General features: G+C 48.3%; 25 protein-coding genes, 1 tRNA gene and 1 pseudogene. 10 read left to right on the top strand and 17 right to left on the bottom strand.

Annotated features, from left to right (window positions below; all coding sequences use genetic code 11):
* The first annotated feature begins 59 nt into the window (after positions 1–59).
* Positions 60–1,985: a dihydroxyacetone kinase operon transcriptional regulator DhaR gene (dhaR, locus tag OGV98_RS02385; RefSeq protein ID WP_286551004.1), complete on the top strand. Its 1,926-nt coding sequence runs from the start codon at positions 60–62 to the stop codon at positions 1,983–1,985.
* Here dhaR and OGV98_RS02380 read toward each other — a convergent pair.
* Genes OGV98_RS02380 through OGV98_RS02365 form a run of 4 tightly spaced genes read right to left on the bottom strand, consistent with a single transcriptional unit; the run spans position 1,963 to position 4,478 of the window.
* Positions 1,963–2,493, bottom strand: a complete 531-nt coding sequence (locus tag OGV98_RS02380) for a cob(I)yrinic acid a,c-diamide adenosyltransferase (protein ID WP_044713680.1) — start codon at positions 2,491–2,493, stop codon at positions 1,963–1,965. The genes dhaR and OGV98_RS02380 overlap by 23 nt on opposite strands.
* Entirely contained in the window at positions 2,494–2,847 is a 354-nt protein-coding gene (locus tag OGV98_RS02375; RefSeq protein ID WP_003846238.1) for a glycerol dehydratase reactivase beta/small subunit family protein, read from the bottom strand. It lies immediately after the preceding gene.
* Positions 2,848–2,863: 16 nt separating this feature from the next.
* Complete coding sequence (gene dhaT / locus OGV98_RS02370; RefSeq protein WP_003024734.1) at positions 2,864–4,027, bottom strand: 1,3-propanediol dehydrogenase; 1,164 nt, start codon at positions 4,025–4,027, stop codon at positions 2,864–2,866.
* A 22-nt stretch (positions 4,028–4,049) separates the two neighbouring features.
* Positions 4,050–4,478 carry a GlcG/HbpS family heme-binding protein gene (locus OGV98_RS02365; protein WP_003024730.1) on the bottom strand — a complete coding sequence of 143 codons (429 nt, stop codon included), beginning with the start codon at positions 4,476–4,478 and terminating at the stop codon, positions 4,050–4,052.
* 392 nt (positions 4,479–4,870) lie between these two features.
* Between OGV98_RS02365 and OGV98_RS02360 the strand changes: the two genes are divergently transcribed.
* The 5 genes from OGV98_RS02360 (at position 4,871) to OGV98_RS02340 (ending at position 9,823) form a co-directional block, all read left to right on the top strand.
* A complete protein-coding gene (locus OGV98_RS02360; protein WP_003841447.1) occupies positions 4,871–6,538 on the top strand; it encodes a propanediol/glycerol family dehydratase large subunit in 1,668 nt (555 codons plus the stop codon).
* Positions 6,539–6,549: 11 nt separating this feature from the next.
* On the top strand, positions 6,550–7,134 hold the full coding sequence (locus tag OGV98_RS02355) for a propanediol/glycerol family dehydratase medium subunit (RefSeq protein WP_049001634.1): 585 nt from the start codon (positions 6,550–6,552) through the stop codon (positions 7,132–7,134).
* 2 nt (positions 7,135–7,136) lie between these two features.
* Complete coding sequence (locus tag OGV98_RS02350; RefSeq protein WP_202580987.1) at positions 7,137–7,565, top strand: diol dehydratase small subunit; 429 nt, start codon at positions 7,137–7,139, stop codon at positions 7,563–7,565.
* A 10-nt stretch (positions 7,566–7,575) separates the two neighbouring features.
* Positions 7,576–9,390, top strand: coding sequence for a diol dehydratase reactivase subunit alpha (locus OGV98_RS02345; RefSeq protein ID WP_003846244.1), 1,815 nt, complete (start codon positions 7,576–7,578; stop codon positions 9,388–9,390).
* A gap of 109 nt (positions 9,391–9,499) precedes the next feature.
* Positions 9,500–9,823 carry a DUF1889 family protein gene (locus tag OGV98_RS02340; RefSeq protein ID WP_001573898.1) on the top strand — a complete coding sequence of 108 codons (324 nt, stop codon included), beginning with the start codon at positions 9,500–9,502 and terminating at the stop codon, positions 9,821–9,823.
* Between the two features lie 469 nt (positions 9,824–10,292).
* Here OGV98_RS02340 and OGV98_RS02335 read toward each other — a convergent pair whose 3' ends face one another.
* The 4 genes and pseudogenes from OGV98_RS02335 to OGV98_RS02320 form a co-directional block, all read right to left on the bottom strand.
* Complete coding sequence (locus OGV98_RS02335) at positions 10,293–10,979, bottom strand: AAA family ATPase (protein ID WP_286551024.1); 687 nt, start codon at positions 10,977–10,979, stop codon at positions 10,293–10,295.
* A complete protein-coding gene (locus OGV98_RS02330; protein WP_202580988.1) occupies positions 10,916–11,641 on the bottom strand; it encodes an AAA family ATPase in 726 nt (241 codons plus the stop codon). The genes OGV98_RS02335 and OGV98_RS02330 overlap by 64 nt, the downstream gene beginning before the upstream one ends.
* A gap of 38 nt (positions 11,642–11,679) precedes the next feature.
* Positions 11,680–11,874, bottom strand: a pseudogene (locus OGV98_RS02325) (hypothetical protein); the annotation flags it as partial.
* 117 nt (positions 11,875–11,991) lie between these two features.
* Positions 11,992–12,429, bottom strand: a complete 438-nt coding sequence (locus tag OGV98_RS02320) for a hypothetical protein (RefSeq protein ID WP_202580989.1) — start codon at positions 12,427–12,429, stop codon at positions 11,992–11,994.
* 558 nt (positions 12,430–12,987) lie between these two features.
* On the opposite strand from OGV98_RS02320, the gene OGV98_RS02315 reads away from it, so the two are divergent.
* The gene (locus tag OGV98_RS02315) at positions 12,988–13,110 is read left to right on the top strand and encodes a hypothetical protein (RefSeq protein WP_272929961.1); all 123 of its coding nucleotides are present in this window, start codon (positions 12,988–12,990) and stop codon (positions 13,108–13,110) included.
* A 293-nt stretch (positions 13,111–13,403) separates the two neighbouring features.
* Here OGV98_RS02315 and OGV98_RS02310 read toward each other — a convergent pair whose 3' ends face one another.
* From OGV98_RS02310 to OGV98_RS02300, 3 genes are read right to left on the bottom strand one after another with little or no spacing between them, the layout of a single operon-like run.
* Entirely contained in the window at positions 13,404–14,651 is a 1,248-nt protein-coding gene (locus OGV98_RS02310; protein ID WP_286511689.1) for a hypothetical protein, read from the bottom strand.
* On the bottom strand, positions 14,648–15,706 hold the full coding sequence (locus OGV98_RS02305; RefSeq protein ID WP_286511690.1) for a phage integrase: 1,059 nt from the start codon (positions 15,704–15,706) through the stop codon (positions 14,648–14,650). The genes OGV98_RS02310 and OGV98_RS02305 overlap by 4 nt, the downstream gene beginning before the upstream one ends.
* Positions 15,706–16,293, bottom strand: a complete 588-nt coding sequence (locus tag OGV98_RS02300; protein ID WP_286511692.1) for a phage repressor protein CI — start codon at positions 16,291–16,293, stop codon at positions 15,706–15,708. Before OGV98_RS02300 ends, OGV98_RS02305 begins: the two co-directional genes overlap by 1 nt.
* A 137-nt stretch (positions 16,294–16,430) precedes the next feature.
* On the opposite strand from OGV98_RS02300, the gene OGV98_RS02295 reads away from it, so the two are divergent.
* Together OGV98_RS02295 and OGV98_RS23575 are read left to right on the top strand one after the other, a co-directional pair.
* Positions 16,431–16,730 carry a putative phage tail assembly chaperone gene (locus OGV98_RS02295; protein WP_286551000.1) on the top strand — a complete coding sequence of 100 codons (300 nt, stop codon included), beginning with the start codon at positions 16,431–16,433 and terminating at the stop codon, positions 16,728–16,730.
* Positions 16,727–16,876 carry a DUF6890 family protein gene (locus tag OGV98_RS23575; RefSeq protein ID WP_502873840.1) on the top strand — a complete coding sequence of 50 codons (150 nt, stop codon included), beginning with the start codon at positions 16,727–16,729 and terminating at the stop codon, positions 16,874–16,876. Before OGV98_RS02295 ends, OGV98_RS23575 begins: the two co-directional genes overlap by 4 nt.
* A 242-nt stretch (positions 16,877–17,118) precedes the next feature.
* Here the strand turns inward: OGV98_RS23575 and OGV98_RS02290 are convergent, their stop codons facing one another.
* The 5 genes from OGV98_RS02290 to OGV98_RS02270 form a co-directional block, all read right to left on the bottom strand.
* Positions 17,119–17,289: a hypothetical protein gene (locus OGV98_RS02290; RefSeq protein WP_200018610.1), complete on the bottom strand. Its 171-nt coding sequence runs from the start codon at positions 17,287–17,289 to the stop codon at positions 17,119–17,121.
* Positions 17,282–17,908: a DUF6338 family protein gene (locus OGV98_RS02285; RefSeq protein ID WP_286550996.1), complete on the bottom strand. Its 627-nt coding sequence runs from the start codon at positions 17,906–17,908 to the stop codon at positions 17,282–17,284. Before OGV98_RS02285 ends, OGV98_RS02290 begins: the two co-directional genes overlap by 8 nt.
* Positions 17,909–17,963: 55 nt before the next feature.
* Complete coding sequence (locus OGV98_RS02280; RefSeq protein WP_060683193.1) at positions 17,964–18,221, bottom strand: hypothetical protein; 258 nt, start codon at positions 18,219–18,221, stop codon at positions 17,964–17,966.
* Positions 18,222–18,265: 44 nt separating this feature from the next.
* On the bottom strand, positions 18,266–18,763 hold the full coding sequence (locus OGV98_RS02275) for a hypothetical protein (protein ID WP_286550994.1): 498 nt from the start codon (positions 18,761–18,763) through the stop codon (positions 18,266–18,268).
* Positions 18,764–18,968: 205 nt separating this feature from the next.
* Positions 18,969–19,044 (bottom strand) — tRNA-Ile (locus tag OGV98_RS02270).
* A gap of 125 nt (positions 19,045–19,169) precedes the next feature.
* Here OGV98_RS02270 and mug point away from each other — a divergent pair.
* Entirely contained in the window at positions 19,170–19,676 is a 507-nt protein-coding gene (mug, locus tag OGV98_RS02265) for a G/U mismatch-specific DNA glycosylase (RefSeq protein WP_003838087.1), read from the top strand.
* 30 nt (positions 19,677–19,706) lie between these two features.
* On the opposite strand, the gene OGV98_RS02260 is transcribed toward mug, so the two are convergent.
* Positions 19,707–21,704, bottom strand: coding sequence for a TonB-dependent receptor domain-containing protein (locus OGV98_RS02260; protein WP_003838090.1), 1,998 nt, complete (start codon positions 21,702–21,704; stop codon positions 19,707–19,709).
* Positions 21,705–21,708 lie beyond the last annotated feature (4 nt).

Genomic DNA, 21,708 nt, shown 5'->3' with positions numbered 1-21,708 from the left:
CTCCCCCTCTGACAGTTTCTGCCGGAGGGGTTGTCTATGGTTAAACAGCGGAAAGGGATATGACGGCGCACACGCATAGCATCGGGAAGGAAGTCTCTTCAGTCATTGCCCAGTCATGGCATCGTTGCAGCAAGTTTATGCAGCGGGAAACCTGGCAGGCGCCGCATCAGGCGCAGGGGCTGACCTTTGAGTCGATTTGTCGTCGCAAGACGGCGTTGCTGACGATTGCTCAGGCTGCGCTGGAAGATGCCTGGGAGTTTATGGACGGACGCCCGTGTGCGCTGCTGATTCTGGATGAATCAGCCTGTATTCTCAGTCGTTGCGGCGATCCGCAGACGGTAGAACAGCTGGCGGAGCTTGGGTTTCGTGACGGCAGCTACTGTGCGGAAAGCATCATTGGCAGTTGTGCCCTGTCGCTGGCGACGATGCCGGGTCAGCCGACAAAAACCTCTGGCGATCAGCATTTTAAACAGGCGCTGCATCCGTGGTCGTTCTGCTCGACGCCGGTCTTCGATAACCATGGTCGACTGTTCGGCTCCATTTCGCTGTGTTGTCTGGTGGAGCATGAGTGCGTTTCTGATTTATCCCTGACGCTGGCGATTGCCAGAGAAGTCGGCAACTCTTTGCTGACCGACAGCCTGCTGGCTGAATCCAACCGCCATCTGAACCAGATGTACGGGCTGCTGGAGAGTATGGATGATGGTGTGATGGCCTGGAACGAACAGGGCGTATTGCAGTTCCTCAATGCACGAGCGGCGCTGCTTTTGCATCTCGATGCGCAGGCCAGTCAGGGGAAAAACATTCACGATCTGCTTAATCTCCCCATGCTGCTGCGCCGGGCGATCAAACATGCCCGCGGTCTGAATCACGTCGAAGTTACCTTTGAAAGCCAGCATCAGTTTGTTGATGCCGTCATTACCCTGAAGCCGATTGTTGAGGAGCAGGGCAACAGCTTTATTCTGCTACTGCATCCGGTGGAACAAATGCGCCAGCTGATGACCAGCCAGCTCGGCAAGGTGAGCCACACCTTTGAGCAGATGTCGACTGACGATCCGGAAACCCGCCGCTTGATCCATTTTGGACGCCAGGCAGCGAGGGGGAGTTTCCCGATCCTGCTGTGCGGGGAAGAGGGGGTTGGTAAAGAGCTGCTGAGTCAGGCCATCCACAATGAAAGCGAGCGCGCCAGCGGGCCGTATATCGCCGTGAACTGTCAGCTGTATGCCAACAGCGTACTGGGGCAGGATTTTATGGGCAGTGCGCCCACCGACGATGAAAATGGCCGGTTGAGCCGTCTTGAACTGGCGAACGGCGGCACGCTGTTTCTGGAAAAAATTGAATATCTGGCGCCGGAGCTGCAATCCGCGTTGTTACAGGTGATCAAACAGGGGGTATTAACCCGCCTGGATGCCCGTCGGCTGATTCCGGTGGATGTCAAAGTGATCGCCACCACCACGGTTGATCTCGCCAATCTGGTGGAGCAAAACCGCTTTAGCCGTCAGCTGTATTATGCGCTGCACTCTTTTGAGATAGTGATCCCACCGCTGCGGGCGCGGCGCAGTAGTATTCCCTCGCTGATTTTTACGCGGCTGAATAGCCTGAAAAAACGCTTTCCATACAGTTTGAAGATCGACGACGACGCGCTGGCGCAACTGGTGGCCTATTCGTGGCCGGGCAATGACTTTGAGCTGAACAGCATTATCGAAAACATCGCCATCAGCAGTGATAACGGCCATATTCGGCTGAGCAATCTACCGGATTATTTGTTTGCCGAACGTCCGGGTCTGGAGACGGCGTCTTCACTGCTGCCTGCTAGTCTGACGTTTACCGCTATTGAAAAAGAGGCGATTATCCATGCTGCCCGCGTCACCAGCGGGCGCGTGCAGGAGATGTCGCAACTGTTGAATATCGGCCGCACTACCTTGTGGCGCAAGATGAAGCAGTACGACATTGATGCCAGCCAGTTTAAGCGCAAGCATCTGGACTAGTTTCTTCAATTCTCGCCATCGAGAACAGCGCGTCTGACAGTCGATTGATATAACGCCTGGGTTCATCGCGTAACGTTAGCGATCTGCTCATCGCGATGAGGACCCGCTCCAGTCGGCGCGCCAGGGTTCGTGCTACGTGTAGCTGTGCCGATGCGAGATTTTTCCCCGGAATAACAAACTCTTTGAGCGGGCCGCTTTGCGCCATATTTCGGTCAATAAGCTGCTCCAGCGCCTGAGTATCCTCTTCACCAATACGCTGTTGTAAGCGAGCGAGTCCTTTCTCATCGCTGGCGAGTTCCGCACCCAGAACAAACAGCATTTTCTGTATGGCGTGCAGATCCTGGCGTAGCCCGGCCTGACGCGTGCTGGCATAGCAGACGCCAAGTTGGGAAATCAGTTCATCCACCGTGCCATAGGCCTCAACGCGGATGTCGTCTTTGTCGATACGGCTGCCGCCAAACAGTGCGGTCGTGCCTTTATCGCCGGTTCGGGTGTAGATGCGGTACATTTATTTTATCTCGCTGAAGGGAAGCACTTTGACCAGTTGACCAGCATTAGCACCGAGGACGCGGAGCCGGGCTGCACCGGCGCGGATATGACCACGGATCAGCGCCCGATCCTCGGGCAACTGGGCGTGGGTTAAAGCAATATCACCCGTGGCGTTAAGACCCAGACCGACACGTAGCGTTGAGCTTTTGGCCGCAAGTTTGCTCAATGCCAGTGCGCAGTCATGCTCGTTGCAACAGATTGCCCGACAAGGGACGCCTTGCTCTTCCAGTCCCCAGCACAGCTCATCAAGCACGCGAGTATCCTGCCAGCGCGAGTGATAAAACAGATGTACGCCCGGTGATGAAAGTGACATTGCGCCCCCTGTACTATCAGAATGCCTGACGGAAGATCTCGGCAATTTCTTTCTCGTTCCCTTTGCGCGGGTTAGAGAAGGCGTTGCCGTCCTTCAGCGCCATTTCCGCCATGTACGGGAAATCGGCTTCTTTGACACCCAGATCGCGCAGATGCTGCGGAATGCCGATGTCAGCAGAGAGACGAGCAATGGCGTGAATGGCCAGTTCTGCGGCATCCATGGTGGAAAGTCCGTCAGTGTTTTCGCCCATAAACTCTGCAATGTCGGCAAATTTTTCCGGGTTAGCGATCAGGTTATAGCGCGCCACGTGCGGCAGCAGTACGGCATTCGCCACGCCGTGCGGCATGTCGTACAGACCGCCAAGTTGATGCGCCATCGCGTGAACGTAGCCGAGGTTGGCGTTGTTGAAAGCCATACCTGCCAGCAGGGAGGCGTAGGCCATGTTCTCGCGAGCTTTCAGGTTGCTGCCCAGCGCTACGGCCTGACGCAAGTTGCGTGCGATCAGGCGAATAGCCTGAATAGCGGCAGCGTCGGTGACCGGGTTGGCATCTTTGGAAATATAGGCTTCTACGGCGTGGGTCAGGGCGTCCATACCCGTCGCGGCGGTCAGCGGGGCGGGTTTGCCGAGCATCAGCAGCGGATCGTTAATGGAGACCGACGGCAGGTTGCGCCAACTGACAATCACAAACTTCACTTTGGTTTTTGTATTGGTCAGCACGCAGTGGCGGGTGACTTCGCTGGCGGTACCGGCAGTGGTATTCACCGCAACGATCGGCGGCAGCGGGTTGGTCAGGGTTTCAATCCCGGCATAGCTGTAGAGATCGCCTTCGTGAGTTGCTGCGATACCGATGCCTTTACCGCAGTCATGCGGGCTACCGCCACCGACGGTAACGATGATATCGCAATGCTCTTTGCGAAAGACTTCCAGACCGTCACGCACGTTGGTGTCTTTGGGATTAGGTTCAACGCCATCAAAAACCACCACGTCAATGCCCGCTTCACGTAAATGGGCGAGGGTTTTATCTACCGCGCCGTCTTTAATGGCCCGCAGACCTTTATCAGTAACCAGCAGCGCTTTTTTACCGCCTAACAGTTTGCAGCGTTCGCCGACAACGGAAATAGCATTGGGGCCAAAGAAGTTCACATTTGGCACCAGGTAATCAAACATACGATAGCTCATAATATACCTTCTTAGATTTAAATTATAATTCAGAGAAACAATTCAGTGCGGTTTCTGCTAATAATCTGTCTTGTTCCACGGTGCCGCCACTAACGCCAACGGCACCAATTAATTTACCGTTTAATATGACGGGTAAACCGCCGCCGAAAATAACAATGCGCTGTTGGTTGGTAAGCTGCAAACCATATAGCGAAGCACCAGGCTGTACCGCATCGGTAATTTCATGGGTACCCTGGCGCAGGCAGCAGGCGGTATACGCTTTATTAAGAGAGATATCACAGCTGGTGACAAACGCATCGTCCATGCGTTGCATTAGCAGCGTATTCCCACCGCGATCCACCACGGAAAAGACCACCGGAACGCTGATCTCAAGCGCTTTAGCCTCAACGGCCTGCGCCATTTTTTTTGCAGCCGCCAGCGTAATGGTGGCAATTTGTTGGCTCTTATTCACAGTTTCTCCTGAAAATGTTGTAGGGCTGAGGTCACGAAACATATCGCGCAACAGCTATTTTTATCATTGGCTTTACCTTATTTTCTCGCCGTGCGTTATTAAGTCAATAGGGCGAAAATTTCAAAGATATTAAATTCACCTTCCCGGTTTTGCGTTTATTGATAATGATCATTTAACCTCGTCACAATTCACGATGGATATTCCTGAATTGCGTTTCAATATGAAACGATGCGTTTTTATTAGGTACCAAATTGGAACGAAATTAATTTTATTTTTTTATTGTTCTGCTCATTTAGAGTTCGACCATTGCTGATGAAAGGCGAATGACGGGTGTTGTGTCCCCGGCAATGCGGCCCAGCGTCCCTATTTTTTATCTTTTGAGTCAATAAATCATGAGAAGATCAAAACGATTCGAAGTACTTGCGAAGCGGCCTGTAAATCAGGATGGGCTGATTGGCGAATGGCCTGAAGAGGGGCTGATCGCCATGGAAAGCCCCTACGATCCAGCGTCGTCGGTGAAGGTGGAAAATGGTCGTATTGTTGAGCTGGACGGTAAGAGCCGCGCCGAGTTCGACATGATCGACCGTTTCATTGCCGACTACGCCATTAACGTGGCTGAGGCCGAGCACGCCATGCAGCTCGACGCGCTGGAGATCGCCAGAATGCTGGTGGATATCCACGTCAGTCGGGAAGAGATTATTGCCATTACCACTGCCATCACCCCAGCGAAAGCGGTGGAAGTGATGGCGCAAATGAACGTGGTGGAGATGATGATGGCGCTGCAAAAAATGCGTGCCAGACGCACGCCCTCCAACCAGTGCCACGTGACCAACCTGAAAGATAACCCGGTACAGATTGCCGCCGACGCTGCTGAAGCGGGGATCCGCGGCTTTTCCGAGCAGGAAACGACGGTCGGGATCGCCCGCTACGCGCCGTTTAACGCCCTGGCGCTGCTGGTGGGTTCCCAATGCGGTCGTCCCGGTGTGCTGACGCAATGTTCTGTTGAAGAGGCCACGGAGCTGGAGCTGGGCATGCGTGGGCTAACCAGTTATGCCGAAACGGTGTCGGTGTATGGCACAGAATCGGTGTTTACCGACGGTGATGACACGCCGTGGTCCAAAGCGTTTCTCGCCTCGGCTTATGCGTCGCGTGGCCTGAAGATGCGCTACACCTCCGGCACTGGCTCGGAAGCGCTGATGGGCTATTCCGAAAGTAAATCGATGCTTTATCTGGAGTCGCGCTGCATTTTTATCACTAAAGGCGCGGGCGTACAGGGGCTGCAAAACGGTGCGGTCAGCTGTATCGGCATGACCGGCGCTGTGCCTTCGGGGATCCGCGCGGTGCTGGCAGAAAACCTGATTGCCTCAATGCTCGACCTTGAAGTGGCCTCCGCCAATGACCAGACCTTTTCTCACTCCGATATTCGCCGTACTGCCCGCACCCTGATGCAGATGCTGCCGGGTACCGACTTTATTTTCTCTGGTTACAGCGCGGTACCCAACTACGACAACATGTTTGCCGGGTCGAACTTCGACGCTGAAGACTTCGATGATTACAACATCCTGCAACGCGATCTGATGGTTGACGGCGGTCTGCGTCCGGTGACTGAAGAAGAAACCATCGCTATACGCAATAAGGCTGCACGCGCCATTCAGGCGGTGTTCCGCGAACTGGGCCTGCCGCTGATAAGCGATGAAGAAGTGGAAGCCGCTACTTATGCTCACGGCAGCAAAGATATGCCTGCGCGCAATGTAGTGGAGGATCTGGCGGCCGTGGAAGAGATGATGAAGCGTAATATCACCGGGCTGGATATCGTCGGCGCGTTGAGTTGCAGCGGTTTTGAAGATATCGCCAGCAATATCCTCAATATGCTGAGACAGCGTGTTACTGGTGATTACCTGCAAACGTCGGCCATTCTGGATCGCCAGTTCGACGTCGTCAGCGCTGTCAACGACATCAATGATTATCAGGGACCTGGTACCGGCTATCGCATCAGTGCCGAACGCTGGGCGGAAATTAAAAATATTGCGGGCGTGGTTCAGCCCGGCTCGATCGAATAAGGCGGAACACTGTGGAATGCACAACTGAACGTAAGCCGGTTTTCACCTTACAAGTGAGCGAAGGCGAGGCGGCTAACGCGGATGAACGCGTGGATGAAGTGGTGATTGGCGTCGGCCCGGCCTTTGGCAAGTACCAGCATAAAACCCTGATTGATATGCCTCACAACGCGATTCTGAAAGAGCTGGTTGCTGGCATCGAAGAAGAGGGATTACATGCGCGGGTAGTAAGGATCCTGCGCACCTCGGATGTTTCTTTTATGGCATGGGATGCGGCAAACCTCAGCGGCTCAGGCATCGGGATTGGCATCCAGTCGAAAGGAACCACGGTGATTCATCAGCGCGATCTGCTGCCGTTAAGCAACCTCGAGCTGTTTTCTCAAGCTCCGCTGCTGACGCTGGAAACCTATCGTCAGATTGGTAAAAACGCCGCGCGATATGCACGCAAAGAGTCGCCTTCGCCGGTGCCAGTGGTCAATGACCAGATGGTGCGCCCTAAATTTATGGCCAAGGCCGCGCTGTTTCATATCAAAGAAACCAAACACGTGGTGCAGGATGCTGCGCCTGTCACGTTGCACATTGCACTGGTAAGGGAATGACCATGAACGACAACATCATGACTGCGCAGGATTACCCATTAGCGACCCGCTGCTCGGAGAAAATCCAGACGCCTACCGGCAAGCCGCTAACCGACATTACCCTTGAGAATGTGCTGGCGGGCCGCGTAGGACCGCAGGATGTGCGTATTTCTCAGCAAACGCTGGAGTACCAGGCGCAGATTGCCGAGCAGATGCAGCGTCATGCCGTGGCGCGCAATTTTCGTCGTGCGGCTGAGCTGATTGCGATTCCGGATGCCCGCATTCTGGAGATCTACAACGCGCTGCGGCCGTTTCGTTCTTCGTTCGCCGAGTTGCAGGCCATTGCCGATGAACTGGAACACACATGGCATGCCACGGTGAACGCCGGGTTTGTCCGCGAATCGGCAGAGGTATACCAGCAGAGAAATAAGCTGCGTAAAGGCAGCCAGTGACGGAGGCAGCATGCCGTTAATTGCAGGGATCGATATCGGCAACGCCACCACCGAAGTGGCGTTGGCGCAGGATGGCCGGTTTATCGGCAGCGGGATTGTCGCCACGACCGGTATGAAAGGCACGCGGGATAATATCGCTGGGGTAGTCGCGTCCCTGCAGCAGGCGCTGAATAACACGCCGTGGTCGCTGCAGGACGTAGCAAAAATTTGTATCAACGAGGCCGCACCGGTGATTGGCGATGTGGCGATGGAAACCATCACTGAAACCATCATTACCGAATCGACGATGATTGGTCATAACCCGCAAACGCCCGGTGGCGTTGGCGTGGGTATGGGAACCACCATCGCCGTGGAGAAGTTGGCGGCGTTGAGCGAGGATCGATTTGCCCAGGGCTGGATCCCGTTGGTAGGTGAGGAGATGGATTTCCTTGAGGCGGTTTGGTTTATCAATGAAGCGCTGGATCGCGGCGTCAATGTGGTGGCGGCTATCCTGAAAAAAGATGATGGGGTGCTGGTGAATAATCGCCTGCGTCGGCCAATGCCGGTGGTTGATGAAGTCACCCTGCTGGAGAAGGTGCCGGAAGGTGTGCTGGCGGCGGTGGAAGTGGCGGCCCCGGGACAGGTGGTACGGGTGCTGTCGAACCCTTACGGCATTGCGACCTTCTTTGCCCTGACGCCCGAGGAAACGCAAACTATCGTCCCCATCGCCAGAGCGCTGATTGGCAACCGTTCCGCCGTGGTACTGAAAACCCCGCAGGGCGATGTGCAATCAAGAGTGATCCCGGCGGGTAAGATCTTTATCCGTGGTGAAAAGCGTGGCGGTGAAGCCGACGTAGCGCAAGGCGCGCAGGCCATTATGCAGGCGATGAGCGCCTGCGCGCCCGTGCGCGATATTGCTGGGGAAGCTGGTACGCACGCAGGCGGCATGCTGGAGCGGGTGCGAAAGGTGATGGCCTCGCTGACCGGTCATGACATGAACACGGTGCATATTCAGGATCTGTTGGCGGTCGATACATTTATTCCGCGTAAGGTGCAGGGCGGCATCGCCGGAGAGTGTTCAATGGAGAACGCCGTGGGCATTGCGGCGATGGTGAAAGCCGATCGCTTACAGATGCAGGCCATCGCCAGTGAGCTGAGTGCCCGGTTAAACACGCCGGTTGAAGTTGGTGGCGTGGAGGCCAACATGGCTGTAGCGGGGGCGTTAACAACACCTGGATGCGCTGCGCCGCTGGCAATCCTCGATTTAGGCGCAGGATCTACCGATGCAGCCGTCATCAATAGCGATGGCATAGTGAAAGCGGTACATCTGGCCGGGGCGGGGAATATGGTCAGCCTGTTGATTCAAACAGAGCTGGGCTTAAGCGATGCATTTTTGGCGGAGGAAATTAAAAAATACCCGCTGGCAAAAGTGGAGAGCCTGTTCAGCATTCGCCATGAGAACGGCGCGGTAGAGTTTTTCCGCGAACCGCTCAGCCCGTCGGTGTTTGCCAAAGTTGTGTATTTGAAAGAGGGCGAGCTGATCCCGGTAGATAACCAGACCTCGCTGGAAAAAATACGTCTGGTGCGCCGACAGGCCAAAGAGAAGGTTTTTGTGACCAACTGCCTGCGCGCGTTACGCCAGGTGTCACCTGGTGGATCTATTCGCGATATGACTTTTGTGGTGCTGGTAGGCGGTTCTTCGCTGGATTTCGAAATCCCGCAGATGATCACCGATGCGCTGGCGCATTACGGCGTTGTCGCCGGGCAGGGCAATATTCGAGGTACCGAAGGGCCGCGTAATGCGGTGGCAACTGGACTAGTTTTAGCCGGAGATGCAAAAAAATAGCGCAGAAAACAGCCGCGCAAGCGTTTAGCTGCGGGGTAAGTCAAATAAAGGCGATGTTCTCTTTGATATCCCGGCGGAGTTGGGTACATAGTATAAATGTGTCTCTCACGTGGTTAATTTTAAGGATAAGAGCATGCCAACAGCAATTGAGAAAGCATTGGATTTTATTGGTGGTATGAACACTTCGGCGTCAGTACCCCATTCAATGGATGAAAGCACCGCTAAGGGAATCTTAAAGTATTTGCATGACTTAGGTGTGCCAGCGAGTCCGGAAGTTGTGATGGCACGGGGTGAGCAGGAGGGATGGAATCCCGAGTTCACGAAAAAAGTGGCCGGATGGGCAGAAAAAGTTGCCTCCGGTAACCGCATCCTTATCAAGAACCCAGAGTATTTTTCAACCTATATGCAGGAGCAGCTCAAAGAGCTAGTGTGAGCTGACTATCGAATCAAACTCTAACGGACGTTTCCATCTCGGGATGGCGGCGTCCAAAGCGGTATCACATGCTGCTTATTGAGCGGGTATATCTAAACGGAAGATTAATAAAAGAAGATCTGCGATTTATCGCAAGTCCTTGAAATCTGGTGGCCCCTGCTGGACTTGAACCAGCTATTAAGCGATTATGAGTCCCATTTTTAAAAGATTTAAATCTTTAACTTACTGATTTATATGTTTTATTTAGAACGAATAGTGATGGAAAGTGGCATATAGTGCTGTGTTCTGCTGCTACTTTGCTACGTATTCCTAATACTAAAACCTTTCAAAAATCACATCAACTTTAGATATGTTAAAAACTAGATATGAATATTTTAATAAAATAAGTTTTCAAATTTACTCTTGTTGGTTCGAATCCACTTTGCACAAAGTGGATTCGAAATATATGTTCTTTAATTGGTAAAGTTGATTATTTGCAAATATCTATGAGAAACTCGATAGAGGTCCTTAACTCCTGTTCTGTGAAAGTATTACCAGAGTCTGGGTGATGGATGCAGTTTCTAACATATGTGCAAAGTGTATCATATGTAGTATTATTATGACCTGATTGCTTTGCATGTTTAGAAGGGTCATATTTAATGTGATTTTTGATAAAAGTATCACAGTCCTTGACTTTACTCTTATTTTCTTTATCTTGAAGCCATCCGTAAAGCTCAATATGGTAGTCATTTGAAATAATATCGAAAGCTAAGTATGCTGTTTCAGCATTTGTTACAGAGGGTAATACTGATGGGGCATTAATATTTTTACATTTTATTAAACCATTGCTTTCTACTAAAGTGATAACAAGATTGTCATTAATATCAATTAAAGCTTCTTTAAGAACATGATCTGAGTGTGTGGCGAAAAATATTTGAGCAGTTTGTCGACCACTCATCGAAAATAATTTTTTGTAGTAACTGAATATTTTCCTTTCCCACTTGGGATGCATACTTAACTCGGGCTCGTCAATCATAATTGATGCGCCATCCAATATGCTAGTATTTCTCAATAAAAATGCACCTCTGAACACAACTTGCTTTTCGCCAGTGCTTAGTTTATCAACTGGAATAAGTTTGTTATTTTTTTTAAATAAGATTGTTTTTTCACCTTCAATGTCATCAACGTGTCCGTATTTAATTTTTTCAAAAAAATTGTCAAATGCATTTTGAAATCTAAATAATTTTGATTTTTTAAAAAAACATCCCAAGATTTAGGACTGTTGCCTAATATTTTATTTTCCTCTACATATGCTGAGTTGTCCTGATTTACAATGTCAATTATAAGTTGTTTTAATGAGGTGAAATCCTCAACTGTATCAATATCATGCTTGTTTTTATCAAGTTCACTGATTGTAGTTGACGTTATTTTTTGAGTTTTATAATCTGAGCGTGCCTTGGAGTATACGCAGCCATAATTTCTCAAATCTTTATTGTCCGAACCTATTTTATCAGGACTGTAATTTCTATCATATGTTACGGGATGGATGTCACCATTTTGTTCGACTATATTGAAAAAATTTTTAGAGTGTGTGTGTTGACTATTAATTGTGGTTTTATATATATCACTATTGACCTCATATTCAATAGAGTCAATATATTCATGTGAACCGTAGTTTAAAAAGCTACTAATTGATTCAAGAATTGTTGATTTTCCTGTTCCATTTTCCCCCGCTAAAAGTATAGTATTATATGCTTTTTGGGTTTGGGGATTGGTGAAATCTAATTTCAGATCACCTAATACTGGATGATTTAACCATTTTATTTTTCTAATATTCATCTCTTAATCCATTTTAGTATTGTAAAGAGTTTGCATTATCAATTGGTTGCTAATTTGATGTCACAAAGTTGAAACCTCTGTTTAAAATTCGATGCTGATGCTTGAGTTAACAACTCAATCTGATTCGGAGGATTGAGTGACATTGCTTCGGACAAATGATCAGGTGCAAAGTATACATACCGCATCGTGACCTTCATGTCAGTGTGTCCCAATATCCGCTGAAGTACAAGTAATGCTGGTGTAGCGCCGATGGACTGGTGAGGTATGTTGAAGTCCACAGGGACGGCACCGACAGAGACATAGTTATTTAAGTGGTCGGAAGACCGCTTTTAAGGTGAATATTTTTACTATCACGGCATTCCCATTTTTTGTGCCGCGATTTTTATGCCAGCCGATAATACCTGATTAGCCAGTATTTTTAACGCCTCTTTGCTACCTGATTTGAGAGCGTTTGAAATTAGTGATTCGCCAGGGACGGAAAGACTTTCTGGAGTAAGCTTGAGGCACTCCAGCCCCTTTGGGGTTAGGACCACAGAATAATGGCTTTCCAAGCCTTTATCACCTATCTGGATGAAGTCAGCTTCTGCTAACCAATTGATTGTCGAATCAACAAATAGGGCGCTTTCAGATATGTCATACCCAGTAAGAGTTTCATCATTTGCTTCATAAACCTCACCATCAATAAAGTCCCTCAAGTGAATATCCACTGGGACTGGAAATGAGCAATAAAGAATGGCAAATATTTTTCCTGTCACTTCATTGAATTTATCAATATTGGTTTCAGACATGAGGTGTCCCTATAGGATAGATTTTTTATAGACTACCAAAGAATGAACAGTGAAATACATCTTCAGTTCATCCCTGCCCTGATGATTTTGAAGGTATTCCCAGAGGGGGGGCCTACTCCACAGGGGGGCTGACTCGCGGAAAGCGGCTAGTTTTTCGCATTTTATTGGCATCACCATTATGTGGTTAACTGACTGTTTTTATTGTATTTAAATATATTTAAAATTGTAAGGATGATAATTTGTGCATTTTTTTGATCGACATGTGAAGGTTAAATTCGGAGTATGGTCACAAAAAAATTATGAACATTAACTAGTTCTCCAGCCTCACTGGATTGCATCGGCAGACGGTAGTGGCCCGTCTAATCCTGAGAAGGGGAGCAATAGCAAATTAAAGCAATATGACGCTGGGTACGCATTAAAGCGCATCTTCGCAACGGTACGAAACCTTAGCAGTAAAAGGATCCCGCCATGAAACTTACCCGCCGAGAACTTGAGGTAGCGAACGCCATTACCATGCAGTACCGCATGAGGCATACAGGGGCCGGATAGCGTGAGGTTATGGCGGTATTCTATCGCGCCCGCGCCGCCGTTATGGAAGCGTGTATGGACGAAGGGGCCGCCGTTGCTCCGTCTTTTGCGTGGCGTAAGCCTGTGCAACTACGGCGTAAACGTGCCGATTAATACGCCATGATTACCCATTAACCCCTATCTACGATATCCCCGAAGCATCCCCAGAAAAACAAAAGGACTCACGTTTTTAGCGTCAGCCCTTGCAGTGTTTGGTGGCCCCTGCTGGACTTGAACCAGCGACCAAGCGATTATGAGAACGCTGTCTCACCTTGAAAAAACAATAAGTTACAGGTGAATCATAAGCTTAAAGAATGAATGTTGCCGGTCTTTATTGGTCGTCTGAGTTCTGAGGGGGCAGAAAGGGGACAGGCTTCAAGGAACAGAGACTGTACCGCTACTAGTGCTCAATCGTCAAAGTAGCCTTCAGGGAAAAAGCTTTCATGCATGCTTTGTATTTCAATATATCTATGATTTACATCTATAGTCTCATTCACAACATCCAGGCCTAATTTAACTGAGTTTATATTTAGACTGGTATTGCCGCAACAATATTCTACGCCAAGTTTGTTTATTGCAATGTCTTTGAATAAACCCCATGAAGTAAAATATAATGGTTCCCATTGTAAGGAATCAAATCCTTCCTTAATAATCTCCCATGTTGTTAATCCTTCAATATGAGGCGAGCAAATATTATTAAGAAATTCAAGAGAGGTTTTTATTATTGAGTCCATATTTGAACCATAACCATATGGCGAATGTTCCATATAAATATCTATGTATTTCTTCGTCATTTTGGGAAGGTCGTCATATGTGGATATTTCATTTGTATGGAGTATTCTCTCAAGACATTTAAAAGGGGCGATGCTTACCACATGAATGAAATATGGCGATAAACCAAACCCTAAATTCTCCTTACTTAAAAATGCGAATCCATGACTGTTTATTTTCTCTCCTTTTGTCGCGATCGTATCGATGCTTGCGAGCATTAATGGTAATTGTCCATGCAGTTTCGTTGGCGGAGGAGTGCGAGACTGTTGTGTATCGTCATACAGGCAGATAGTATATGCTGCTAGTTGTTGTTCGCTAAATTTTTCTGGAGGAATTCCTTGTACAAGCGTCTGTATGTCCACCACTTTAAGAAAGATATCATCGCCTTTCATGAGCGGTTCAAGGCAGAGAATGTTCTTGTTTTGCCAGACAATCGCGTTGTATAAATGATGTTTGATTAAAGTAGGCCATTTTGGAGACACAATTATGCTAATAATATCTCCATCCGATAAATGGTCTAGGGATGTTTTGACTTCAGCTGCGTAGGCAGATAACTCAGTACCGGCCTCTCTTGTAGCATTTCCGAAGTTTTTTAATTCTATTATTACGATTGCTTCTTTTTCAGGCGCATATGCAAGAATATCTGGCTTTAGTACATCACCCTTCTTATTCGATATATTTTCATTTTTAGATATAACATTCGTGATATGCAAGCCATTCAAACACGAGATGAAGCTATCTTTAATTTTTTGTTCGGGGGTATTAGTAGGGAGAAAGTTTGATATGTCATCAGTGTTCAATATTAATTCGTGAAGGCCTTCAACCTCCTCCAATCTTTCTTCCATCCATTCCTGCATTTCATCTTCATTAGCAAATATACTCATTTTTTTCTCTCTCTTATACCAAAGACCGAGTTTTTATAATTTAAAGGGTTATATTTTGTTGCTTCGTTCAAATGATTTGGAGCAAAGTGAGCATAGCGCATAGTCATCTTTATATCCGTATGGCCAAGTATGCTTTTAAGAACCAGTATGTTTCCGCCGTTCATCATAAAGTGGCTTGCGAATGTATGACGCAGTACATGTGAGAGCTGTCCGTCTGGTAAATCTAAATCAGCGCGTTCAACTGCTTTACGGAACGCCGAATAGCAAGAACTAAAGTAGCGGCCGGGTTTTGCTGGTTTTGGAAGTGCATCAAAGAATTCCTGGCTGATCGGCACTGTGCGGTTTTTGTTCCCCTTAGTTTTTGAAAAGGTGACTTTGAGATTTCTGATTTGTTTGGTTGTTACCGATTCAGCTTCATCCCAGCGCGCCCCTGTTACTAAGCACAGACAGGCAACCCAATATGCGCTTTCATTCCGACTTTTGGAACATTCATTCAGCAGTCGTTCAATTTCCTCGTCTTCGAGAAATGCCAGTTCTGCTTCTTCTGATTTAAAGGCCCGAACATTTGAAAGAGGGTTTTCCGGCTTCCAGTGGCCAAGTCTCTTCAGCTCATTAAACACCGCGCGAAAATATGCCAGCTCTAAATTCATGGTTCTGGGTGAAACCTGCTTAACGCGAGGTGTGCGGGATATCTCCCCGGATAGGCGTTTTTTACGGTATAGGGAAAACATGGTTGCATCAAATTCATGAGCAAGGGGATCGCCCATGCTTTCACAGGCAAATTCCATAGCGCTTTTGCGTTTTTCGCCATCGTCCAGTGTTACGCCATGTTCATCGAACCACTGGTTTACTAGGTCGCGCAATTTGCGGCGATCTTCTTTTCCGTCCAGCCAGGGTTTTACATGGACGTTTTCCATTATGTGGCTTTGGTAGGCCAACGCCTCACCTTTGGTGGTAAAGGTTTTACGGATGCGCTTGCTGGCTTTCCCCTGGGGTTTTCCTTCCGGGTAAAAGTCTAGCAGCCATTTCCCGTCCGCCTTCTTTCGTATGCTCATTATGAATTAACGATAGTCATCACGACTCGGCCGATAATTTCTATATCTTCCAAGCCGCAGTCAAAAGCCATACCCACGCCGCTAACTCGTACTTTTTTAACAGGAATACGGGTCAGTGTTCTTATGCTTGATTTGCCTTCAATGTTAACAAGCCATTCTCCATCGAAAACCTCCGCAAATTGCTGATCTAGGATGTACTGCGCTTTTTCATCCTGAACACAGATTGGCGCTGCCGGTAGTGGTGTACCAGCTCGGAAAAATATCTTGTCAAACATGGCATAGCCAGAATCGTAGAGTTGGCCATCTACAAGCTTTTTGCGTGGAAACTTTAAAATATCGAGTTCATTGTCATTGAATTTTTTCCCCTCACCAGTTGCCAGCCATTCCAGGTTAACACCTGTTTCAGCAATGCATTTAACGACAATATCAGCAGGGAAAACGCCACGCTTATAGCGAGAAGAAAGGGAGCTAGCAGCCATGTCTAGATGTTCGGCAAGCTGTAGCTTTTGCGTAAAGCCGTAAGCCTCGATAACCCTGTTCAGAATAGGGGTGCTGTCTACGTCCAGATTGATTTTGAATGTGCTCATGACGAATCTCGCAATTCGCTATTCAAGAAATGAATATTGACACTTCTCGATTCGCGAATTAGTCTAGCTCCGAAAGTTGTTGAAGTTCGAATATTAATGAGCGTTGCAGCGCTCAGCTGAACTGAGGAGTTTGCCTTATGCGTCCTAACATTACAATTACCATTCCCACGCCTTACCTCCCTATTGATGAATACTGCCGAATCACCGGTACGCCCATTGTTTTTGAACCTAATCAGACTGCCTACAATAAACTGATTAATGAAATGGCGATGGATAATAAAGTTGCACCTGCAAATAATTATCTGATGCGTATTGTTACCCCGGAAACGAAAGAAGCACTGATTGACGTATTAAAACGTCCGGGTGCAGCACTGCAACTGGTCAGTAAGGTTAATGATATTTACGCGCCGGAACTGGAGATTGAAGTAAAAAACTGACAAAGCGAGTCCATGATATTGAACGAAATGGACTCGAACAGTATTTAATTCTTCGCCGTCATTATTTACCACATGGTCAGGATTCCGTTGACGATATTGCCGCCGCCAGCGCCATTACTGGGGGAATAGCGGATTACGTGAACTGAAAAGATTGAAAAGAATTTCAGTTTTTTTCAGTGGGAAAGATCCAAAAAGGATCTCTTTTTGGTGGTAATTAATTGATAAGTATATGAAAAATTAATTTTCGTTGAGATTTTAAAATCAAATGTGCCGAGTATCGCAGATAACAGAAAGCCCGCTAACCTACGAGTTATGCGGGCTACATCTATATTTACTGTGATTTCATAACTGAAAATTATCAGCTATGGCATCAACTGTAAGTGTTGTGCTAGCGTTTCTTAGGCGGTGGGGCAACTTGCTGTGTTTGCTGCGTTTGCCTTGGTGGTTGATAACCATTATTTTGCTGGTTTGGTCTGCTAGATGGTTGATAACCTTCATTTAAAGGTTGCCATCCATCGTGAATAGTTCTTGGGGTATTAGCCGGTTTTTCTTCAGCCATTTTCTTCCTCGCTATTGTTAGGTTCGAGCGTGTTTACCTTAATAAATTCAACACTTTCTATTTCATTAGTCAATATTATTATCCCTAACGTATCAGTTAGTTCGTGATCAAAATCACCATCATCATCGAGTGCCCAGTGCTTTTCTAGATAGATTTGTTCAGGTTCAGGGCTGTTGGATGCGAATGATTCACTACCATAATAACCCCCATATTTTTTACCATTCTTTAGTGTTACCAGAACCCAACAACATTGCCTTGTTGAAAAAAAGTAGTCCCATGAACGCCCGATAGGGTGGGGAAGAACTCGTTTGACTTTCTCACAGCTGCGAATCTTCAACAATATAATAGGTAGTAATACAGGAATAATTATTAATACAAATAAATAAAATAAATAATATAAAACAGGGTGGTTGATAAAAACGTTATTTATTTCAATGAGATATATTGGTATTAATAAGAGGGAGAAATTTATGCAGCTATAAGAAACCACATCGATCAGTACTTTGGATGTGTCTGAGTCAGCAGATGGATGAAAAAGCCTGTATACCCTCATGCTAATAAAACCGGGCATGATGAAAAGTACAAATAGAAATAGCTTTCCCTTCTCCAGAATATCCATTATTTAATCCTTTAGAGATAGATAAGCCGGATATGTTATGATCCGGCTATCAGAATTAGAAATCTTCAATGTCGAATGACTTTATATCACCGGGAATAGAGTGGGGCCTCTTACCAACTAGGCTCTCGACGGTGCTGAATAGAGCATCTTCTGCGCCACCTCTTTCACGATGCGAATCTTCTTTTATATAAAGATGCTCTTGTTGCATGCGTAGAATCGTTCTTTCAATTAATTCATACAAATCGCATCCCGAATGATTTAATTCCGTTAGTAATGCTTTTAGGGCAAGTTCAGTTTGGTGCTTGGTAGCCATTTACAAATGTCCTTAAGTCGAAAACCAGCCTTGTAGCGGAATTACTACAGTTTTCCTTCTGAAATCTTGAAGTCTACGACTTCTTTTGTTTTCAGATCCAGTGTACAGGCATATGTCATGTTCACTTTAGCATTGAAGCCGTTAGTGAATTTGACCTTATCGCCGATGAAAGTGAACTGGTTATTCTTGCTATCAATTCGGCCATGAGAAAACATTGGGTCTAACAATCCATCAGTCCATTCAAATTCATACTTCGCGGAACGCTCAACTAATGGCTTGCATTTCGTCACAGCATCTACCAGGTTCTTATCAAAGTTGCACTGAGTGTCTGTGTTAGAGCATGCCTTCGTGGCCTCAGCTGCTTTATCGTCATCGCTATTGCCAACGAAGTACATGACTATCCCGACAATGATAATCAGTATCAGACAGCCGCTAAGTTTCTGTTTTGCACCAAAGCCCGGATCTTTAACACCACAGTGTGGGCATGTTTTCGCAGATGTCGAAACTTCTTTTTTGCATTCTTTGCATTTTGTGAGTGCCATAAACATTTCCTTTTAAATTTATGCGCCTGAATCATAACCAGCCATGAGCAAAATGTAAAAAATAGGCATGGTGTTGGCTTAGGATGCGGACGGGGAGGAGAGGGGACTGGTGACATGAGGGGACAAAAAGGGGACGCCGACTCTACAAAACAAAAAAGCCATCTTATTAAAGATGGCTTAATTATATGATTTTAAAGCTAAAATTTGGTGGCCCCTGCTGGACTTGAACCAGCGACCAAGCGATTATGAGTCGCCTGCTCTAACCACTGAGCTAAGGGGCCGTGGCGGTGGATTATAAAGTAACTCCGCGTTGCAATCCAGACATAAGCGTACGGATGCTGTTTTTATAAACAATGTATTTTCAGTCCGTTATACTTGTTCCTCTGATGTATTGTTCGGAGTAATTATGGTTAAGGACATACTGGCACCGGGGCTGCGGGTGGTATTTTGCGGCATCAATCCGGGGTTATCTTCTGCAGGTACAGGATTTCCCTTTGCGCATCCCGCGAATCGCTTCTGGAAAGTCATTCATCAGGCGGGATTTACCGATCGCCAGCTTAAACCTGAAGAGGCACAGCATCTGCTGGATTTCCGCTGCGGCGTGACTAAGTTTGTCGACAGACCAACGGTACAAGCCAATGAAGTCAAGCTCCTGGAGATGCGCAACGGCGGTCGTCTGCTCATTGAGAAAATAGAAGAGTATCAGCCAGCCGCGCTCGCTATCCTCGGGAAGCAGGCATTTGAGCAGGGGCTTAGCCAGCGTGGGGCGCAGTGGGGAAAACAGACGCTGACCATTGGCGCGACGCAAATATGGGTATTGCCGAATCCCAGCGGGTTAAGCCGGATCACGCTGGATAAACTGGTAGAGGCGTATCGGGAAGTGAATGTGGCGTTGAAGGCGCGCGGCCTGTAACTACCGGAGCCTTAGGCTCCGGCGTCACTGTCAGAACTCGAAGCGTGCGCCCATGTTGTAGCGGCGTCCTTCCAGGATGGAAGACTGGTTATAGGACGTTTTGTAGATTGGGTTCACGTCGAACAGGTTATAAACCCCCGCCATCAATGTGATGCTCTTGTTGAGATGGTAGCGTGCCCCTAAATCGACCAGCGCATAGGCGTCGGTTGACGTTGATTTGCCGATGTCAGGCGTATTGCTGCGCCAGCTGGCTTTGCTCCACAGTTCAAGATCGTTAAGTGCATTCCATGTCAGAGACAGGTTGGCCATGCTCGTCGGGAACTCGTTCAGTGCCTCTCCCTTGTACTGACCACTCTTTTGCTCGCTGTGGGTATAGGTGTAGTTCGCGTTCGCTTTCAGCGCGGTAGTGACCTGCCAGTCGCCGTTCAGCTCCAGGCCATAGATTTCCGCGTCGCTGACGTTGAAATACTGCGAGACTTCTTCCGCTTCATACCCGTTGTAAATACACTTCTGCGTGGCCGTTGCGGTACAGATGGTGTAGTCGCTGATCTTGTCCTTGAATTTGGTGAAGAACACGGTTGCATCCAGTGCCAGTGTGTCCTGTTGCCAGTAGACGCCCAGCTCGGTGTTGACGCTCTGCTCAGGTTTCAGGTCATCGTTACCGATCCCAATGAAGGAATACGGATACGAACCGTAGACGCTGGTGAAACCTTCATTGTTCTCACGCAGGTCCGGTTTTTTATAGCCCGCCGATACGCCGCCCTTCAGCGCCCAGCTTTCGTCAATCGTCCAGTTACCGTAGAGTTTTGGCGTGACGTGGTAGCCAAAGTAGCTGTCGTGATCGAGACGCGCCGAGGTGGTGAGGGTGAAGTCCGGAACCATCATCCAGGCATCTTCCGCGAAGATGGCCCAGCCGTCACGGGTGATCTTGCTGACTGGCGTTATGCCCGGCACTTCTTTGTTTTCGATGCCGAAAGTGTCGTCCAGCTCATTACGGGTGAAGTTGATCCCCAGCGTCAACTTGTGGTCGCCCAGCGTAAAGGTGTTCGCGCTGTTGGCTTCATAGTTTTTCTGCTTAATGAACTGCGAACTCATGCCCGGCACACGATACTCGGTTTTAGCGTTTTCGTAGCTGATGAAGTTCTTCACTTCCAGCAGATCGTCGCCGTACCAGGCATGCTGCGCAAGTGAAGCGGCATCGCGGTCAAAGTCCCATTGCCAGGCTTTATCATTGTGTGATTTTACCTGATGCCCTTTGACGACGTTCAAATCCCAAAGTTGGGTGTCGGTCGGCGACATGTTGATGGTGGCATCCAGATTGCCAGCCTGGTGCTTCACAAAGCGCTCATCGGAGATGCTGTCGTCATCACGGCGATCAAGATAATCCGCCGCTACGCTCACCCCGAGCTTGCTGGGGATAATTGGCCCCATCAGGAAGACATTGGTCTGGTTGGTGTTACCGTACTCGCTCTTCTCTTGCAGGAAGTAGTTATCTTCCAGCACACCTGTCCATTTATCGAGGTTGTAGCCTTTTTTGGTGATGACGTTGACCACGCCGCCGATGGAGTCAGAGCCATACAGTGAGGACATCGGTCCGCGAATCACCTCTATTCGCTCGATAGCAGCAAGCGGCGGTAAAAAGGCAGCCTCTGTCCCGATATGGTGTCCGTAAGGACGCGATTCGCGGGTGCCTTGTTTGATGCCGTTGACCATGTAGGAGGTATAGGTCGAGTCCATTCCGCGCATCTGCACATCGCCTGTGGCAAGGCTACCGTTGCCATTACCCACCAATACGCCGGGCATCTCGCGAAGGGCTTCGGTGACGTTCTGGTTAGAGCGGGTGTTCAGTTCTTTCTCGCCGACGACGGAGATGGTCGCCGGTGCCTCACGGCGTTCCTGTGCGAAACCGGTGGCGGTGACCACCAGTTGATCTTCATTATCTGGTGTGGTTTCTTCGGCGAAAACGGTCGCCGGGAGGCTGGCAAGGGCGAGCGAAATCGCCAGCGCGGTACGAGTCTGGTTAATCACAACG

Origin of the sequence: Citrobacter sp. Cf136 (assembly GCF_030333815.1) — a bacterium.
In the GTDB taxonomy this organism is placed as follows: Bacteria; Pseudomonadota; Gammaproteobacteria; order Enterobacterales; family Enterobacteriaceae; genus Citrobacter; species Citrobacter freundii.
Note: the sequence above shows the minus strand (reverse complement) of the source record. Positions and strands in the feature narration are given on the sequence as shown.

Coding starts and splice junctions, on each gene's coding strand:
- dhaR (WP_286551004.1), top strand. CDS start 60: ATGACGGCGCACACGCATAGCATCGGGAAGGAAGTCTCTTCAGTCATT.
- OGV98_RS02380 (WP_044713680.1), bottom strand. CDS start 2,493: ATGTACCGCATCTACACCCGAACCGGCGATAAAGGCACGACCGCACTG.
- OGV98_RS02375 (WP_003846238.1), bottom strand. CDS start 2,847: ATGTCACTTTCATCACCGGGCGTACATCTGTTTTATCACTCGCGCTGG.
- dhaT (WP_003024734.1), bottom strand. CDS start 4,027: ATGAGCTATCGTATGTTTGATTACCTGGTGCCAAATGTGAACTTCTTT.
- OGV98_RS02360 (WP_003841447.1), top strand. CDS start 4,871: ATGAGAAGATCAAAACGATTCGAAGTACTTGCGAAGCGGCCTGTAAAT.
- OGV98_RS02350 (WP_202580987.1), top strand. CDS start 7,137: ATGAACGACAACATCATGACTGCGCAGGATTACCCATTAGCGACCCGC.
- OGV98_RS02345 (WP_003846244.1), top strand. CDS start 7,576: ATGCCGTTAATTGCAGGGATCGATATCGGCAACGCCACCACCGAAGTG.
- OGV98_RS02330 (WP_202580988.1), bottom strand. CDS start 11,641: ATGAATATTAGAAAAATAAAATGGTTAAATCATCCAGTATTAGGTGAT.
- OGV98_RS02320 (WP_202580989.1), bottom strand. CDS start 12,429: ATGTCTGAAACCAATATTGATAAATTCAATGAAGTGACAGGAAAAATA.
- OGV98_RS02315 (WP_272929961.1), top strand. CDS start 12,988: ATGGCGGTATTCTATCGCGCCCGCGCCGCCGTTATGGAAGCGTGTATG.
- OGV98_RS02310 (WP_286511689.1), bottom strand. CDS start 14,651: ATGAGTATATTTGCTAATGAAGATGAAATGCAGGAATGGATGGAAGAA.
- OGV98_RS02305 (WP_286511690.1), bottom strand. CDS start 15,706: ATGAGCATACGAAAGAAGGCGGACGGGAAATGGCTGCTAGACTTTTAC.
- OGV98_RS02300 (WP_286511692.1), bottom strand. CDS start 16,293: ATGAGCACATTCAAAATCAATCTGGACGTAGACAGCACCCCTATTCTG.
- OGV98_RS02295 (WP_286551000.1), top strand. CDS start 16,431: ATGCGTCCTAACATTACAATTACCATTCCCACGCCTTACCTCCCTATT.
- OGV98_RS02290 (WP_200018610.1), bottom strand. CDS start 17,289: ATGGCTGAAGAAAAACCGGCTAATACCCCAAGAACTATTCACGATGGA.
- OGV98_RS02285 (WP_286550996.1), bottom strand. CDS start 17,908: ATGGATATTCTGGAGAAGGGAAAGCTATTTCTATTTGTACTTTTCATC.
- OGV98_RS02280 (WP_060683193.1), bottom strand. CDS start 18,221: ATGGCTACCAAGCACCAAACTGAACTTGCCCTAAAAGCATTACTAACG.
- OGV98_RS02275 (WP_286550994.1), bottom strand. CDS start 18,763: ATGGCACTCACAAAATGCAAAGAATGCAAAAAAGAAGTTTCGACATCT.
- mug (WP_003838087.1), top strand. CDS start 19,170: ATGGTTAAGGACATACTGGCACCGGGGCTGCGGGTGGTATTTTGCGGC.